This window comes from Bradyrhizobium ontarionense, from assembly GCF_021088345.1.
GTDB lineage: Bacteria > Pseudomonadota > Alphaproteobacteria > Rhizobiales > Xanthobacteraceae > Bradyrhizobium > Bradyrhizobium ontarionense.
Map to the genome: position 1 here is coordinate 1055513 of NZ_CP088156.1, position 16771 is coordinate 1072283.

Consider the following 16771-nt stretch of genomic DNA (forward strand, 5'->3'; position numbering starts at 1 on the left):
GCGGTTTTGCCCGCGGGGTGCGCCGGCCTCTCCGCTACACCTTCTCCGCCACCTTCGCCGCGGCCGGCACGGCCACCTTGGGCGCGGCGGTGATCGCCGCCGGCTGCATCCCAGGAGCCGCCAGCTCCGGCACCCAGACCGGGCGCAGGCCGATCAGCTCGGCGGTGCGGACGGTGGTGTAGCGCCAGAACTCGAAGGAGTTGATGCGGGACATCTCCAACAGCGCGATCGCGACCGCCGAGAGGAACGGCAGGCTCTCCAGGATCAGGACGGCGGCGAAGATGTAGAGCTCGGTGATGGCGAGCGTGTTGGTCACGATCAGGATGGTGGCGCCGATCAGGAGCAGGGCGCCGATCACGGCCTCCCAGAACGCCTGGAACTCGATCGACATCCTGGACAGGCCGCCCTTGGAGGTCCGGGCAAAGGCGAGATGCTCGGTGATCAGGCCCTGCGCCACGGCGCGGCTGACCGTCCATTGCACTGACATCGCCGCGATCATCGCGCCCAGCATCTGCCAGGACCGCACCGGCACGCGCAGCCGATAGAGGATGAGGAAGTGCGCCAGCGAGACCACGAAGGCGGCGATGATCGGGATGGTCAGGATCTTGTCGGGGATGGCGATGCCGGCGAACGCCACGATCGGCACCCAGATCAGGTTCAGGATCGCGACCACGACGCCGAGGCTCTCGGCGCCCAGCCAGTTGAGCCAGCCGAGCGAGAACTCGCGCTTCTGGTCCGATGTCAGCCGGCTCTTGCCGGGCAGGAAGCGGCGCCAGTGCTTCTTGACGATCTGGAAGCCGCCATAGGCCCAGCGGTGGCGCTGCTTCTTGAACGCCTCGTAGGTGTCGGGCAAGAGGCCCTGGCCGTAGCGGGTGTTGGTGTAGTGGGTTTGCCAGCCGAGCTCCTGGATGGCGAGGCCGAGATCGGTGTCCTCGCAGATCGTGTCGCTCGACCAGCCGCCGGCCATGTCCATGGCCGCGCGTCGGATCAGGCACATCGTGCCATGCACGATGATCGCGTTCTCCTCGTTACGCTGGACCATGCCGATGTCGAAGAAGCCGGCATATTCGCCGTTCATGATGTAATGCATCAGCGACAGATGCTCGTCGCGATGCTCCTGCGGCGCCTGCACCAGGCCAACGGCCGGGTCGGCGAACGCCGGCACCAAATCCTTCAGCCAGTCCGGCTCGACCACGTAGTCGGCGTCGATGATGCCGATGATCTCGGCGTCGACGGCGGTGCGCTCCATCGCGATGCGCAGCGCGCCGGCCTTGAAGCCCTTGACCTTCTCGGCATTGATGAACTTGAAGCGCTCGCCGAGCATGCGGCAGTGATCCTGGATCGGCTGCCAGAACGCCGGGTCGGGCGTGTTGTTGATGATGACGACGACCTCGAAGTTTGGGTAGTCCAGCCGCGCCAGCGCATCGAGCGTCTGCTTCATCATGTCGACCGGCTCGAAATAGGCCGGCACGTGGATCGAGACCTTCGGGCAATAGCCCTCCGGGGCAGCGGCGCGGTCGCGCGCGGCCTTGGCGCGGCTCAGCAGCCGGCGCGGCTCGCGGCCGAAGGCGATCGCGGCGATCTCCTCGATGCGCGCCATCGCGATCAGGATCAAGGGTACTAGCAAGGTAAGGCCGAGCGTCAGCGCGAAGGTCGAGCCCCAAACGAAATAGTGCACGTTCCAATAGGCGAAGATGGTGGAGATCCAGGCGCCGACGCCATGCGCGGTGGCGGCGAGCACCATCGCCTGCAGCACCGTGGGCCGGTGCAGCCGCAGGATCGGCAGCGACAGGAGCACGCCGACCAGCAGCGCGATCGTCGCCAGCTTCCAGTAGTCCGGGTTCACGATCGGCCCGGTCCAGGCGAATTTCGGCTCGCGCGCGGCGGTGAGCAGGCCCCAATAGGGACCGACGCCGCCCTCGAAATATTTCCATGGCACGTCGATGCTCTCGACGATGTTGTAGTCCATGCCGATGGCTTCGGCGCGGGTGACGAAGTTGCGCAGCACCCAGGCCTGCTGGAACGGGCCGGGATCGGAGATGCCGCGGTTGTAGCCTTGGCTCGGCCAGCCGAATTCCGCGATCACGATGCGCTTGCCGGGGAATTTTTCGCGCAAGAGCTGGTAGCGGTCGACGGCCTGGTCGACGGCCTGGGTGCTGTTGAAGAACTCCCAATAGGGCAGCACGTGCGCGGCGATGTAGTCGACGTTCGGCGCGAGCTGCGGATAGTCGCGCCACATGTTCCAGATTTCGCCGGTCGTGACGGGAACGGTGACCGACTTCTTGACGCGCTTGATGTAGTCGATCAGCTCGTCCGGCTTGAGCTCGCCGCGGTACAGCGTCTCGTTGCCGACGACGATGCCGATGACGTTGCTGTTGCGGCGGGCGAGCTTGATGGCGGTCGCGATCTCGCTGTCGTTGCGGATGGTGTTCTTGTCGAGCCAGACGCCGAGCGTGACCTTCAGCCCGGCTTCGGCCGCCAGCGGCGGCACCTGCTCGAGCCCGCCGGTGGACGAATAGAGCCGGATCGCGCGCGTCATCGTCGCGAGCTTCTTCATGTCGGCGCGGATGCGCTCCGGCGACGCGACGGTGTCGACGTCGGGATGCGCGGTGCCTTCGTGCGGATCGTAGGACACGCTCGGCAGCATGCCGGTGAAATCCGGCGCGCTCTGCTTCTGCTGGAGGAGGCCCCACAGCCCGGCATGAGCGGCAGTGACGAACAGGATGACGGCCGCGATCAAGCGCATCGGTCAGGACACCATGGCGGGCTGGAGAACGAGGAGCAGCGGATACGACGACGCAAACACGATCGGCGCACCGCCACGGCACCTCGCCGCGTGCTGCCCAGGCACGTCAGGCGAAGCGCGGCTTCGAGCAGACACCGGCAGGTCCGTCACTGGCGCCGTACCGGTGACCGCATTAAGGCCGGTTCATCGCTGAACGAGGGCTGAACCGCCGGACCGATCGGAACCGAACCACTGCGACACGATAGCGCTGCAGCGCAATTAAACAACAGCAGCGGGGCTGCAATCCGCGACGGGCTGCCTTGAACGGGCTGCCTTGCCGGCGCCGCGCTCCGAAGGCGCGCGGCAGCGGCGGTCGCCTCACGGCTTGGCGGGTTGCGGCGACGGCTGCGCCTGCGGCGCGGCCGGCTGGGCAGGCTGGGGCGACGATCCCGCCGGAGCCGGCGGCGCGGCGGGCGCTGGAGCCGGGGCGGCGGCGACCTGCGGCTTGGCGTCCGGATTGACCCAGCAGGCGTGGACGTGGTTGCGCAGCGAGTTCGGCACCTTGTCGTCGATCTGGGCGATGAAGCGGGTCAGGCACCGGAACGAGGCCTGGACGTGGCCGCCGGGGCAGCCGAACCGGTCATACAGGTCGAGATGGCGGAACGCGGTATCGAGGTCGTCGGTGTACAGCAGCTGCACCACGCGGCGGCCGAGCCAGACGCATTCGGGGTTGCCGGCCGGCCCGCCATTGAGCGCCTGGGCGGCCTCGGTGAACTCGTCGGTCTTGCGCTGATTGTCCTTCGACACGTCGGCCGGATTGGCCGCCTGCGGCTTTTGGTCCTGGGGATGGTCGTTGCCGCTCTGGGCGAGGGCGCCGGGGACGCCGATGAGGGCCACGAGGCCCAGCGACGCGAACAGGCGCAAAACCGAAAACTTGGACTGGAGCACGCGTCGACCCATAAATTCCCCGAGTGTTGCCTTCATGCCGTCCCGCGACGGACGCAGTGTTGATGCCGATCAAATCGGCCCCGATTGCGGCGGGAGATTGCTTCCGACCTTCGCATCGCGTTCCTGACGGGCGCTTGCGCCGCTCCCGGGAAACCTGGGGCGCGACGGCCGGATCATCCGGGGATTCCCAATGACCGGAATCTCGGATTTTGTCCAGCAACACCCCAACTTTCTCGTGTCATCGTAAAGGCGCGATTCGGGAACGACGGCGGCCCCCGCCCCGCCCGCGTTCTCCACATCGTCAGGTCGGGTGCGGGGGCGCGCGGAAGCCGGCACTTTCCAGCCGGCACTTGGCAGATCGCCGCTGACCGGCTAATCGACACCACGCTGCCTGGAGAATGGAACTGAAATCTCTTCGTACACCGCTGGCGCTTCTGCTCATTTCCTTGGGTGTCATTGCTGCCATGTGGTGGTGGCTGGCCCAGCCCATCACGCTGGCGCGCGCGCCCATCGAACTCGATTCGAAGCTGCAATGCGTCTCCTACGCCCCGTTCCGCGGCCTGCAGAGCCCGCTCGATCCGACCACGCACATCGAGGCGGACCAGATCGAGCAGGACCTGGTGCAGCTCGCCAAGATTTCGGAATGCGTGCGCACCTATTCGATCGAGAACGGGCTCGACCAGGTGCCGGCGATCGCCGCCCGGGTCGGGATCAAGGTGATCCAGGGCATCTGGCTCGGCTCCAACAAGCTGAAGAACCAGCAGCAGATCGGAATCGCGGTCGACCTGATCAAGCGCTACCCCAACGTGATCATATCGGCCGTGGTCGGCAACGAGGTGCTGCTGCGCGGTGAGATGACGACCGCCGATCTCGCCGCGACCATCCGCAGCGTGAAGGCGCAGGTCACCGTTCCCGTCACCTATGCCGACGTCTGGGAGTACTGGCTGCGCAATCGCGAGCTCTACGACATCGTCGATTTCGTCACCGTGCACATCCTGCCGTATTGGGAAGACGTGCCGGTCCGGGCCAAATTCGCCGCCTCCCATGTCGACGCGATCCGCCAGCAGGTCGGCGTGGCCTTCCCCGGCAAGGAGATCCTGATCGGCGAGACCGGCTGGCCGAGCGAAGGCCGGATGCGCGAGGGCGCGCTGCCGTCGCGGGCCAACCAGGCTCGCGTGGTGTCGGAGATCCTGAGCCTGGCCAAGCGCGAGAACTTTCGCGTCAATTTGATCGAGGCCTATGACCAGCCCTGGAAGCGCAAGCTCGAGGGCACGGTGGGCGGCTATTGGGGCCTGATCAGCGACGACCAGCGCGCGCTGAAATATCCGCCGGGCCAGCCCGTCAGCAACTATCCGCTGTGGAAGCTGCAGATGGGCGGCGGCATGATGCTGTCCTTCGTGGTGTTCCTGGCGGGCTGGCTGACGGTGCGCCGCCGGCCCTGGCCACCGCATCTGTCGGCCTGGATCGGGGTCGCGATCTCGGCGACGACGGCCGGTGTGCTGTTCGGCATGGCCGCCGACAAGATGTTCTATGAGAGCCTGGGCTTCGGCGGCGGGCTGCAATGGGGCGCGCTGCTCGCCGCCGGCGTGCTGGCGCCGATCCTCAGCGCCAATGCGGCGATGGCGGGCCGGCCGCTGCCGACCTTCCTCGATCTGCTGGGACCGAATGACGGCCGCAAGCAGCTCAAGATCACTTACGTGCTCGGTCTGGTCCTGATCGTGACCGTGCTGATTGCGGCCGAGACCGCGCTCGGCTTCGTGTTCGACCCGCGCTACCGCGATTTCCCGTTCGCCAGCCTGACCATGGCGGTGGTGCCGTTCGCGATGCTGCTGGGCAACCGTCCGGCGCAGGGCCCGCGGCCGATCGCCGAGGCGAGCTTTGCCGGGCTGCTGGCGATCTCCGCGGTCTACGTCATCTACAACGAAGGCCGCGACAACTGGCAGGCGCTGTGGACCTGCGCGATGTATCTGGTGCTGGCGTTTACGCTGTGGCGGGCGCGGGCCGCGCAAATCCGAGAATGAGCAGGCCGATCGCCAGCCCCGACAGCACGATGTTGTAGAGCACGATGCCGAGCCCGGCGGCGATCAGTCCGCCGGTCAGCAGCACGATCGACGGCCGCATCACGTGCAGCACCCCGATGACCAGCGCGGTGGCACCAAACACCGAGTTCTTGAACAGCGTGGTCGCGACCGCCCGGCTCTTGCAGGCCAGCGTCTGCAGGCCGGCATCGCAGGCCAGGGCGACGCTCGACAGCTCGATCGCGAGATAGCGCAGGTAAAGGGCATAGCCGACGGTGACGAAGCCGACGATCAGGAGCCATTGCACCTGATAGGGCGAGAGGCGGAACGGGATCTTTTTCATGTGCGGGACTATGCTGCGGAAAGCCCGCGCCGACAAGCCGCAAGGGCACTTCACGGACTGCCTTCACAACCCGCCCCAACCGGCTTTCGCCGCGAGATGATTCGGGCTCAGGAGCGGCGGAAGAACGACGACAGGGCAGAGGGCTGTTCGGGCTTCGGCGCCTCGGCTGGTGGCGCCGGAGCTGCTGCCGCCGCCGGCGGCGGCTCCTCGCGCTTGCCGTGGCGCTGCTGCGGGGCCTGCGGCTGGAAGGTGCGTCGGCGCTGCGCCGGAAACGGCTTCTGTACGGCAGCCGCCGGTGCCGCGGCCTTTCCGGCATCGGAGCCTTCGGGTTCGTCGCGGACCGCGAGGCGCTGGCCGTCATAGACCGTGGTCTCACAGGAGCGCTGGCTCTCGGCGAGAGCTGCACAGATCCTCGCTGCCGCCGCCGCGTCGCTCAGCGGTCCGGCACCGAGTCGCAGCTGCATGCCCGGGCCGGTCTGGCCCTCCTTCAGGATGATGATCGGCCGCAGCGCGGCGAGGTCGGCATTGGACTTGGCGAGACCACGCCACAGCGCCCGCAGGCCGCCGATGGAATTGGCTCCGCCGAGATCGACCGCGAACTCGGTCTTCTGGACCCCGGTGGCCGAGCCTTCCGCGCTCTCGGTTCCCTTGGCGCCGGCGGTCTCCGCGGGATCCGCCTTGGCGAGCTTGTCCGAATCTGCCGGCTTGCCGGCGACGGGTTCCGATGCCGCCGAGGATGAGGAAGGTGACGCGGCTGCAGCGCTAGACAGAGCTTTCGAAGCTTCCGGCCGGGTCTTGTCCGCGACGACAGCAGGTGCGGCCGCGGCACCGGCCTGGAATGGCAGCGGGGATGGCGCGGCCAGCACGCCCGGCTGGCCGGCGTTGGTTCCAGGCACCCCGCTCGGCGCCGCCACGAACGGCGACATGCCGGCGAAAGCTGGCGAGGAATTCGGGGAATTCGACGCGGGAACCGGCTGCGACTCGGCCGCGGCGATCTGTGGCGCAGGCACGGCCCTGCTGCCGGGTGGCGGGGCCGGCACCGCCTGCGAGCTCTGCTTGGCAAGTGCGCCGGTGACGGAATCGAGTCCCTGCTCGAGCACGGTGACACGTGCGTAGAGCCGGTCGCGGTCGGTGTTCAGCGTCTCGATGGCCGCGCCGAGCTGCCGCGCCTCGCCCTGTGTCTCCCGCGCAAGCGACTGGATCAGCTGCGCCTGACGCGACAGATCGGTCGCGGAAATGCGGTCCTGGCGCCATCCCTGCGCGGTCTGATTGGTAAAAACGGCCAGCGCGACAGCGCCGACGGCGCCCGCACCCCACCAGCCGAGCCGCCAAAGCGCGCGGCGATCGAGCTCGTTTTCGTCCGCAAACAGTCCGGACAGTGTCGCGCTCGTCTTCTCAGCTCCATGCGCGCCGGTCGATTTGTGGGAGTCCTTAGCCATGAACCTGCCTTAATCGAATCACGGGCAAACATTAACAGGAAAACCAGGACGGGCTTCAGTCGGTACCGTTTGCCGCGGGCAGAAAACGATTTATGACAGCGATACGTGTGCCGCTCACTCTTTCCGCTCGCTCTTTCAAGGTGTTTTATGACCGCTCGATCCAGTCTGACCATCGTGCTTGCGGCGGGCGAGGGCACGCGGATGCGCACGAGTCTGCCGAAGGTACTGCACCCCATCGCCGGCGAATCGTTGCTTGCTCACGTGCTGGCGGCCGCGCCCAAAGGGGAGGGCGCCGGAATCGCGGTCGTGGTCGGTCCCGATCACCAAGCAGTCGAGCGGGAGACGAAGCGCCTGCGCCCTGAGGCCGACATCTTCGTCCAGCGCGAACGGCTCGGCACCGCCCATGCCGTGCTGGCCGCCCGGCAGGCGATCGCGCGCGGCGCCGACGACCTGCTCGTTGCCTTCGGCGACACGCCGCTGATCTCGGCGGAGACCTTCGCACGATTGCGGGCGGCGCTGGCGCAGGGCGCAGCGCTGGCCGTGCTCGGCTTCCGCGCTGCGGATCCGACCGGTTACGGACGCCTGCTGATGGACGGCGCGAGGCTGGTCGCGATCCGCGAGCAGGCCGATGCAAGCGAAGCGGAGCGCGCCATTACCCTGTGCAACGCCGGCGTCATGGCGATGGATGGACGGCACGCGCTGGCCATTCTCGACAAGATCGGCAATGCGAACAAGAAGGGCGAATACTATCTCGTCGACGCGGTGGCGATCGCGCGCGAGCTTGGTCTCGAGGCGGTGGTGATCGAAACCTCCGAGGACGAGGTCCGCGGCATCAACACCAAGGCGCAGCTCGCCGAGGCTGAAGCCGTGATGCAGAACCGGCTGCGCCGCGCGGCGATGGATGCCGGCGTGACGCTGATTGCGCCGGAGACCGTGTATCTCGCCGCCGACACCAAGTTCGGAACGGATGTGACGATCGAGCCGTTCGTCGTGATCGGCCCCGGAGTCTCGATCGGCGACGGCGCCGTGATCCACTCCTTCTCGCACATCGTGCAGTCCACGCTCGGTCGCAACACGCAGCTTGGCCCCTATGCGCGTCTAAGGCCGGGCACCTCGCTCGGCGACGGCGCCAAGATCGGCAATTTCGTCGAAGCCAAGGCTGCAGTGCTGGAGGCGGGCGTCAAGGTGAACCATCTCTCCTACATCGGCGACGCCCATGTCGGCGCCAATTCCAACATCGGAGCCGGCACGATCACCTGCAACTATGACGGCTTCTCCAAGCACAAGACCACGATCGGCGAGGGCGCCTTCATCGGTACCAACACGTCGCTGGTCGCGCCGATCAAGATAGGCGCGCGCGCCTATATCGGCTCCGGCTCGGTGATCACGCGTGATGTGCCGGATGATGCGCTGGCGCTCGAACGCAGCCCGCAGACCACCCGCGAAGGTGCTGCCGCGCGCTTCCGGAATGCGAAGTCACGCCACAAGAAGTAGGCGCGAGACCGGGCAGGGCAGCTTGGAGTTCGGTCAGCTCTTTCTCGATCTGGTCGTTGAGGTCCTGATCGCGATCAGGCAGTTGGGCACGCTGTCTGGACGCATGCTCTACGCTGCGCTCGGCCTCACTCCCTCTCCGGACATCATGTTCCTGACCGGGCTCAGCCTATGGGCATTGATCGGTGCGATCGCGTATTGGGCTTGGCTGTCCTGACGCCAGAAATCCTCGAGAGGCCTTATTCCTCGTCGTCCTGGAACTCGGCGAACATCGCGCGGGTCAGGCGCCAGCCGCGACGGGAGGCGTGCTTGATCGGCTCGGCGCTGCGATGCTTGATCGGCATCGGCTTGAGCTCGTGCCCCATGCTCGGCGGCGGCCAGTGCGCCAGATGGCTCCCGGACGTGGGGTGTGACAGGCTGAGCGGGCCGGTGCCTTTTGGATCAGACGGGCGACGGGTAGTGGTCATGGGGATCATCTCCGACCCGACAGTCTTGTGCGAAAGCCTTGACCGGAGGTTAAGTCCATTCTGAACCGGGCCTCCGTATCGTCCCGGAATTGCGCAGCCAGGCACCTTTGGGCGTTCCACTTAACCCTGTCGCAATCCGCAATAATTATTGAATCCTGAAAGCGCGCGGTTTTCGTTAAGACATTGCCATGCATTTGAATCTCTCTCGACGATTTGGGGAATAGCTCGGCATGTGCGGAATTGTCGGCATTTTGGGACGCGGGCCGGTCGCCGAGCAATTGGTCGACTCGCTCAAGCGGCTTGAATATCGCGGTTATGACTCTGCCGGCGTCGCCACCCTGGAGGGCGGTGTCCTGGAACGCCGGCGCGCCGAAGGCAAGCTGAAGAATCTCGAAGCGAGACTGCAGGCGCAGCCGCTCAAGGGGTTCACCGGTATCGGTCACACGCGCTGGGCCACTCACGGCAAGCCGACTGAGAACAACGCCCATCCTCATGCGACCGATCGCGTCGCTGTCGTGCACAACGGCATCATCGAAAATTTCCACGAACTGCGTGAAGCCCTTCAAAAGAAGGGCACGGTGTTCGCGACCGAGACCGACACGGAGATCGTTGTTCATCTCGTGGATGAGCTGTTGAGTCAGGGCGTTGCCCCAGTCGATGCCGTGCGCGACACATTGTCGAAACTGAAGGGCGCTTTCGCACTCGGATTCATCTTTGCCGGCCACGACGATCTCCTGATCGGCGCGCGCAATGGTCCGCCGCTTGCGGTCGGCTACGGTAAAGGTGAGATGTATCTGGGGTCGGACGCAATTGCGCTCGGACCCTTCACCGACAACATCAGCTATCTCGAGGATGGCGATTGGGTCGTGCTGACGCACAAGGGCGCGACCGTCTACGATCGCAATAACGCGATCGTCGATCGTGAGATCGTCAAGCACGGCCCGACGGCGTCGCTGGTCGACAAGGCCAACTACCGCCATTTCATGGCCAAGGAGATCCACGAGCAGCCGGAGGTCGTCGGCCATACGCTGGCGCGCTATGTCGACATGGGCACCGAGCGCGTCGTGCTGCCGGCACGGCTGCCGTTCGACTTCAAGGACGTCCAGCGTATCTCCATCACCGCCTGCGGCACCGCGAGCTACGCCGGTTTCGTCGCCAAATACTGGTTCGAACGCTTCGCGCGGGTTCCGGTCGAGCTCGACGTTGCCTCGGAGTTCCGCTATCGCGAGGCGCCGCTGCGCAAGGGCGATCTCGCCATCTTCATCTCGCAGTCCGGCGAGACCGCCGACACGCTGGCGGCGTTGCGCTACGCGAAATCCCAGGGCGCCCATACGCTGTCCGTCGTCAACGTGCCGACCTCGACGATCGCCCGCGAAAGCGAGATCGTGATGCCGACCTTGGCCGGCCCCGAGATCGGCGTCGCCTCGACCAAGGCCTTTACCTGCCAGCTGATGGTGTTGGCCGCGCTCGCCATCGCCGCCGGCCGCGGCCGCGGCGAACTGTCGGAGGCGGACGAGACCAAGCTGGTGCATGGCCTCGTCGAGGTGCCGCGGCTGATCGCGGCGGCGCTGACGACTGAGCCGCAGATCGAGAAGCTGGCGCGCGAAATCGCGAAGTCGAAGGACGTGCTCTATCTCGGCCGCGGCACATCCTATCCGCTGGCGCTGGAGGGCGCGCTGAAGCTGAAGGAGATCTCCTACATCCATGCCGAAGGTTATGCCGCAGGCGAGCTCAAGCACGGCCCGATCGCGTTGATCGATGAAACCATGCCGGTGGTCGTTATCGCCCCCTACGACCGGGTGTTCGAAAAGACCGTGTCCAACATGCAGGAGGTCGCCGCGCGCGGCGGCAACATCATCCTGATGACCGACGCCAAGGGAGCCCAGGAGGCGACCGTGGAGTCGCTGGTGACGATCATCCTGCCCGACATGGCGGCCACGTTCACGCCGATCGTCTACGCCATCCCGGTGCAGCTGCTGGCTTATCATACGGCCGTGGTGATGGGGACCGACGTCGACCAGCCGCGCAACCTCGCCAAGTCCGTGACGGTCGAGTAGGCGAGGGCGGTCGGTTCCGCACATCCATCTTGCCATTGGATCCGAGATCCGACATCAGCAAGTGGCGATGACCCCCGGCAGCGGATCGGTTGGTCCGCTTCGACACGGGGATCGGGATGGCGCTCAACACCTGGCTGCTGTTCTTCGTGACGTCGGTGGGAATCTCGCTGACGCCCGGACCGAACGGCCTGCTCGCCTTGACGCATGGCGCGCTGCATGGCGGACGCAAGACGCTGTTCACGATCGCGGGCGGCCTGATCGGCTTCGTCCTCGTCATCGCGCTCTGCATGTTCGGCATCGGCGCGCTGGTCCAGTCGTCGATCACCTGGCTCGTGGTTCTGAAATGGATCGGCGGGCTCTATCTCGCCTGGCTCGGCATCAAGCTGTGGCGATCGCCGCCGGTGGCCGTCGATGTGCGCACCGAAGGCCCGAAGGCCGGCGGGCAGACGCTGTTTCGCCAGGGCTTCCTGACCGCGGCGACGAACCCGAAATGCCTGCTGTTCTTCAGCGCCCTGCTGCCGCAATTCATCGATCCGGATCGCAGCCTCGCGGTGCAGTTCGGCATCGTCGCCATGACCTATACGATCACGGAGTTCGTCACCGAGTACGCCATCGCCAGCGCGGCTGCCCGGGTTCGCCCATGGCTTGCCCGGGTGGGACGACGCTTCAACCAGGTCTGCGGTGGCATCTTCGTGGCCGTTGGTCTTGCCCTGCCGCTGCGCAGCGCCTAGCGCGACGAATCTGACGTTTGAGGTGAGGGGCCTTTGCCGCAAGCGGGACCGAGGGCGCCTCCGGCCCCGCGCCGGTGCCCGACAGGCCGGCCACAGGCCAGCGGCAAAGCGCGCGTGTGTCGGAAAGTGGGCCTTGCCCTTCCAAAAATCTGCTAAGACCCTTAGCTGAGATTTGATCCGACCTGGAAGTTCGCATGAGTTCCCGCGACGACGTGCCGCCCGAGACCGATTCCTTGCCTGAGCTTCAGGCCGAGACGCCCCACCACGGGTTGATGTTTCGGTTTCGCAACTATTTTTTGACCGGCCTGGTCGTGGCCGGCCCCGTCGCGATCACCCTCTACATCACCTGGTGGTTCGTGACCTGGGTGGATGGGCTGGTTCGCCCGTTCGTGCCGACCGCCTACCGTCCTGAAACCTATCTGCCGTTCGGCGTGCCCGGCTCCGGCCTGATCGTGGCCGTCGTCGGGCTCACGCTGCTGGGCTTCCTGACCGCCAACCTGATCGGCCGCACCCTGGTCGACCTCGGCGAGCGGCTGCTCGGCCGCATCCCGGCGGTGCGCGCGATCTATCGCGGCCTCAAGCAGGTGTTCGAGACGCTGTTCTCGGGCAAGGGCTCCAGCCTGCGCCGTGTCGGCCTGGTCGAGTTTCCGTCGCCCGGGATGTGGTCGATCGTGCTGATATCGCAGCCGCCGAGCACGGAGGTCGCGAGCCGGCTGCCCGGCGACGATGAGCAGATCTCGGTGTTCCTGCCCTGCGCCCCGAACCCGACCACCGGCTTCTTCTTCTATCTGCCGAAGAGCAAGATCATCGAGGTCGACATGAGCGCCGAGGATGCGGCGACCTTGATCATGTCCTGCGGTGTGGTGCAGCCCGGATCCGATCAGCAGAAGAAGGTCGCGGCGCTGGCCAACGTCGCCAACGCCGCGCGTCTCGCCAATTCGGACGCTGCGTCTGCATCCCAGCTTCAGCCGGAACCAGCCAAGGTCGATTAGGGCGTCGTTGCGGGTTCGGGCACGAACACGCGAAGGCGATGCCCATCGGGGTCGAGCGCCACGAAGGTCGTGCCGAAATCCATCCGTGTCGGCGCTTGCGCGATCGGCAGGCCGCGGGCCTTCCAGTCGTCGTGGAGCTTCTCGACCTCGCCGGCATCCGCAACCGTGAATGCGACCTCGTTCGCGCCCGGGGCGCCAGCCGCAACCGGCTCGACCGTGTGCCGCGACCACAATCCCAGCATGACGCCATCGCGCAGCGGCAGCATCGCAAAGGTCGGCGACTGTTCGATGATGGGTCGGCCGAGCAGGCCTGCATAGAAGGCCGCGCTGTTCGGCGGCTTGTCGACATAAAGGATCAGGAAGCTGAAGTCGGGCATCGTCGTTCTCCCGTGGCGGCACCGGCGGCGCCGCATCGCCCAGCACGATTAGCCGGGCCTCTTGCCAGATTCTGTCAGCAGTCTTCGACCCATTGCGCCAACCGGCCTGGTGCGGCGAGCGAGCGGACGTGCGCAGAGCGGCGTTTCGCGTTGCACGATGATGCCTGAAAGGCACATCCGCCGCCGCTGTCGTCGCTACAACCGGAAGGCGGTGGTCTTCGGATCGGCCACCATGGAAACATCAGGCAAACAAATGTAAGGCCTTGGGGAGGCGCGTGATGGGACCTGTGAGCCCGAAGACGTTGTTGTGCGCAATCGCTCTGTCCGGAGCATGGTTGCAGCTGATAGGACCGGCGTCGGCGCAGACGACCTACACACGCATTCAGGCGTTTGGCGACAGCTACGCCGACATCGGCAACCTCTGGACCTTCACCGGCGGTGCCGGCAAGCTGCCGCTCTATCCCACCGGCCGCTTCAGCGGCGGCACCAATTTCGTCGACACGACGTCGACGCTGCTCGGCATTCCCCAGCTCAACTACGCGATCGGCGGCGCCATGGCCGGCGCCACCAATGTGGTCGCGCCCGGCATTCCCGGCTTCTTCCAGGAATGGAGCGGACTGACGGGGTTCTCCGGCAAGATCGCGGCGACCGACCTGGTCGAGCTGTCGGTCGGAGGCAACGACGCGCGGGCCTACTACCGCGCCGGCGGTTCGCTGGCCGGTGCGCCGGTCGCCGCGGCTGTCACGGCGCAGCAGGCGATGGCCGGCGTCAATGCGCTGGTCGGGGACGGCGCGCGCACGATCGTGTTCACGGTCGGCGACGTCAGCACGCTGCCGGAAGCTATCGGCAATGCCAATGCGGCGGCCGGCGCCGCCTACAGCAAGACCTACAACAGCCTGATGCAGGCCTCGCTGGCGGGCGTGGCAAGGTCGGGCGTGCGCGTCGAATATGTCGACACCGGACTGGTGGGGACGCTGATCCAGGCCAATCCCTCGCGTTATGGCTTCACAGGTTTCGCCTGCACGGCAGCCTGCATCGGCAATCCGGCGCTGCAGAAACAGTATCTGTTCTATGTCGACGGCGTGCACCTGACATCGCACGGCTTCGAGGTGCTGGGGCAGTACATCGTCAACCGCCTCAACGCGCCGCTGACCTTCGCGCCGCAGGGCGAGGTGGCGTCGATCACGGCGATGGGCTTCGCCTCGACGCTGTTCGGCAAGCTCGACCTGTTCCGCGAGACCGCGGGCTTCGCGCCGTCGACGATGAATTCCTTTGCCGCCGCGACCAAGGCACCTTCCGCCAAGGCGCCGCCGCTCGCAGCCGTCAGTCCGTGGTCGTTCTACATGCAGGGCAATGGCGGCATCAGCGACCGCCAGGGCAACGTCGCCTCCAACGGTTTCAATCTCGACAGCGTCGGCGGCACCATCGGCGTGGAGTACCGGCTGTCGCCGAATGCTTTCATCGGTACCGCGTTCGACTATTCCAATCCGAAGGCGCGGCTGTTCAACAACACCGGCACGACGGACGCGAACTCCTATCAGTTCGGCCTCTACGGCGCCTGGGCGAGCAGCAGCTTGTTTGCGGAGGCGCTCGCCACGATCGGTCACCAGGACTATCGCAACACGCGGCCGGGCGTGGTCGATACCATCACCTCGAACCCCGGCGGCACGACCTTCGTCGTGGCGGGCAAGGCCGGCTATCTGTTCGACGCCGGCACGGCCAAGCTCGGCCCGATCGGCGGACTGACCTATGCCCGCGCCCGCGTCGACGGCTTCACCGAAACCGGCGATCCGGCACTGGCGCTCACCGTCGGCCCGCAGACCGCCGAGACCCTGATCGGCAGCGTCGGCGTGCAGTTGCGGACGCCGTTCCAGCTGCTGGGCGCCGCCATCAATCCCTATCTGAACCTGACGCTTGATGATGACATCATCGGCAACGGCCGCATCATTCAGTACAGCGCGACCTCGGCGCCCCTGATCGTCAACAACTGGACGATCCCGAACGGCACGTCGCACAACGTCTATGGGCGGGTGAGCGCCGGCGTGGTGGCGCCGCTCTGGAGCAACGTGGCGCTGACCGCCAACGTGTCACGCACGATCGGGCGCACCGGCGGTGACGATTTCTTCGGCACCGGGGGGCTCAAGATCTCGTTCTGAGGTCAGCCGTCGCGGCGGTTCTGGGGGCGCTGCCGCGACGGCGGACGCGAGGGCAGCTCGGAAGAGCTGCCCTTCGCTTTCGTGGGTTCAACAATCGCATCCGATGCGCGTAGTGTTCGATCTCTGTCCGGACCCGGAGCTCGCCATCATGATCCCCACCATCGCCGTCATCGCGCCCGGTGCCATGGGCAGCGCAATCGCCGCTCGTCTTGCCGAACATGGCTGCAAGGTGCTCACCTCGCTCGACGGACGGAGCGCGACGACGCGGAAGAGGGCGGCCGCTTCCGGCATGGTCAGCGCCGGCGACGCCGAGATCGCCAATGCCGACATCATCCTGTCGATCGTGCCGCCCGGCGAGGCCGTGGCGCTGGCCGAGCATTTGGCCACGCTGATCAACCGCAGTGCCAAGAAGCCGGTCATCGTCGACTGCAATGCCGTCAACGTCGAGACCATCCGGACGATCGCGGACGTCGTGCTGTCGTCCGGCGCCCACTTCGTCGACGCCGCCATCATCGGCCTGCCGCCGAAGCCCGGTACGACGGGCCCGGCGTTCTATGTCAGCGGCGAGGCGGCGGCCGACGTCACCGTGCTGGGTGAGCTCGGGCTCGATCTGCGCCGGATCGACGGGCCGATCGGCGCGGCCTCGGCGCTGAAGATGTCCTATGCCGGGATCAACAAGGGCCTGACGGGGCTCGGCGCCGCGATGGTGCTCGCGGCTGTCAGCGCCGGCGCCGCGGACGCGCTGCGCGACGAACTGGCGTTGAGCGCGCCGCATATCCACGCGCGGCTTGGCAATGCGCTGCCGGACATGCTGCCGAAGGCCTATCGCTGGGTCGCCGAGATGCGCGAGATCGCCGGCTTCCTGGGGGACGATCATCCGGCCGCGCTGATCTATGAAGGTTTCGCGCGGCTGTTCGAGCACATCGCGGCCGACGTAGAGGGCGCGGGCACAGATGCGGCGCAGCTCGTGGCGTTTGCCGAGAGCTGCAAGGCGAAGAAGTAGGCCAAACTCGCTCCACGCGTCATT

The 16771-nt window shown here is 66.4% G+C and carries 14 protein-coding genes; 8 read left to right on the top strand and 6 right to left on the bottom strand.

Annotation, left to right across the window (positions count from 1 at the left end):
• Window positions 1-34: 34 nt before the first annotated feature.
• Entirely contained in the window at window positions 35-2746 is a 2712-nt protein-coding gene (locus LQG66_RS04755) for a glycosyltransferase (RefSeq protein WP_231323937.1), read from the bottom strand.
• A gap of 357 nt (window positions 2747-3103) precedes the next feature.
• Window positions 3104-3685: a beta-1-3, beta-1-6-glucan biosynthesis protein gene (locus tag LQG66_RS04760; RefSeq protein ID WP_231323939.1), complete on the bottom strand. Its 582-nt coding sequence runs from the start codon at window positions 3683-3685 to the stop codon at window positions 3104-3106.
• A 452-nt stretch (window positions 3686-4137) separates the two neighbouring features.
• Between LQG66_RS04760 and LQG66_RS04765 the strand changes: the two genes are divergently transcribed.
• Entirely contained in the window at window positions 4138-5694 is a 1557-nt protein-coding gene (locus tag LQG66_RS04765; RefSeq protein WP_231327691.1) for a glycoside hydrolase family 17 protein, read from the top strand.
• Here the strand turns inward: LQG66_RS04765 and LQG66_RS04770 are convergent.
• Together LQG66_RS04770 and LQG66_RS04775 are read right to left on the bottom strand one after the other, a co-directional pair.
• A complete protein-coding gene (locus tag LQG66_RS04770; RefSeq protein WP_231323941.1) occupies window positions 5654-6034 on the bottom strand; it encodes a hypothetical protein in 381 nt (126 codons plus the stop codon). The two genes, LQG66_RS04765 and LQG66_RS04770, sit on opposite strands and share 41 nt — an antisense overlap.
• A 107-nt stretch (window positions 6035-6141) precedes the next feature.
• Complete coding sequence (locus LQG66_RS04775) at window positions 6142-7473, bottom strand: hypothetical protein (protein ID WP_231323944.1); 1332 nt, start codon at window positions 7471-7473, stop codon at window positions 6142-6144.
• Between the two features lie 147 nt (window positions 7474-7620).
• Here LQG66_RS04775 and glmU point away from each other — a divergent pair, with 147 nt between their 5' ends.
• Together glmU and LQG66_RS04785 are read left to right on the top strand one after the other, a co-directional pair.
• Window positions 7621-8967 carry a bifunctional UDP-N-acetylglucosamine diphosphorylase/glucosamine-1-phosphate N-acetyltransferase GlmU gene (gene glmU / locus LQG66_RS04780; RefSeq protein ID WP_231323946.1) on the top strand — a complete coding sequence of 449 codons (1347 nt, stop codon included), beginning with the start codon at window positions 7621-7623 and terminating at the stop codon, window positions 8965-8967.
• 22 nt (window positions 8968-8989) lie between these two features.
• Window positions 8990-9181, top strand: coding sequence for a hypothetical protein (locus tag LQG66_RS04785; RefSeq protein WP_231323948.1), 192 nt, complete (start codon window positions 8990-8992; stop codon window positions 9179-9181).
• Window positions 9182-9203: 22 nt separating this feature from the next.
• Here LQG66_RS04785 and LQG66_RS04790 read toward each other — a convergent pair whose 3' ends face one another.
• Window positions 9204-9431 (bottom strand): hypothetical protein, encoded by a 228-nt coding sequence (locus LQG66_RS04790; RefSeq protein WP_231323950.1) that lies wholly within the window; start codon window positions 9429-9431, stop codon window positions 9204-9206.
• 230 nt (window positions 9432-9661) lie between these two features.
• Here LQG66_RS04790 and glmS point away from each other — a divergent pair, with 230 nt between their 5' ends.
• The 3 genes from glmS to LQG66_RS04805 all read left to right on the top strand — a co-directional run bounded on the left by glmS (window position 9662) and on the right by LQG66_RS04805 (window position 13211).
• On the top strand, window positions 9662-11488 hold the full coding sequence (gene glmS, locus LQG66_RS04795; RefSeq protein WP_231323952.1) for a glutamine--fructose-6-phosphate transaminase (isomerizing): 1827 nt from the start codon (window positions 9662-9664) through the stop codon (window positions 11486-11488).
• Between the two features lie 116 nt (window positions 11489-11604).
• A complete protein-coding gene (locus LQG66_RS04800; RefSeq protein ID WP_231323954.1) occupies window positions 11605-12219 on the top strand; it encodes a LysE family translocator in 615 nt (204 codons plus the stop codon).
• A 194-nt stretch (window positions 12220-12413) separates the two neighbouring features.
• Complete coding sequence (locus tag LQG66_RS04805) at window positions 12414-13211, top strand: DUF502 domain-containing protein (protein WP_231323956.1); 798 nt, start codon at window positions 12414-12416, stop codon at window positions 13209-13211.
• On the opposite strand, the gene LQG66_RS04810 is transcribed toward LQG66_RS04805, so the two are convergent.
• Window positions 13208-13588 carry a VOC family protein gene (locus LQG66_RS04810; RefSeq protein WP_231323958.1) on the bottom strand — a complete coding sequence of 127 codons (381 nt, stop codon included), beginning with the start codon at window positions 13586-13588 and terminating at the stop codon, window positions 13208-13210. The genes LQG66_RS04805 and LQG66_RS04810 overlap by 4 nt on opposite strands.
• 278 nt (window positions 13589-13866) lie before the next feature.
• Between LQG66_RS04810 and LQG66_RS04815 the strand changes: the two genes are divergently transcribed.
• Together LQG66_RS04815 and LQG66_RS04820 are read left to right on the top strand one after the other, a co-directional pair.
• Window positions 13867-15744: an autotransporter domain-containing protein gene (locus LQG66_RS04815; protein ID WP_231323960.1), complete on the top strand. Its 1878-nt coding sequence runs from the start codon at window positions 13867-13869 to the stop codon at window positions 15742-15744.
• Between the two features lie 148 nt (window positions 15745-15892).
• Window positions 15893-16747, top strand: coding sequence for an NAD(P)-dependent oxidoreductase (locus LQG66_RS04820; protein ID WP_256460631.1), 855 nt, complete (start codon window positions 15893-15895; stop codon window positions 16745-16747).
• Window positions 16748-16771: the final 24 nt, after the last annotated feature.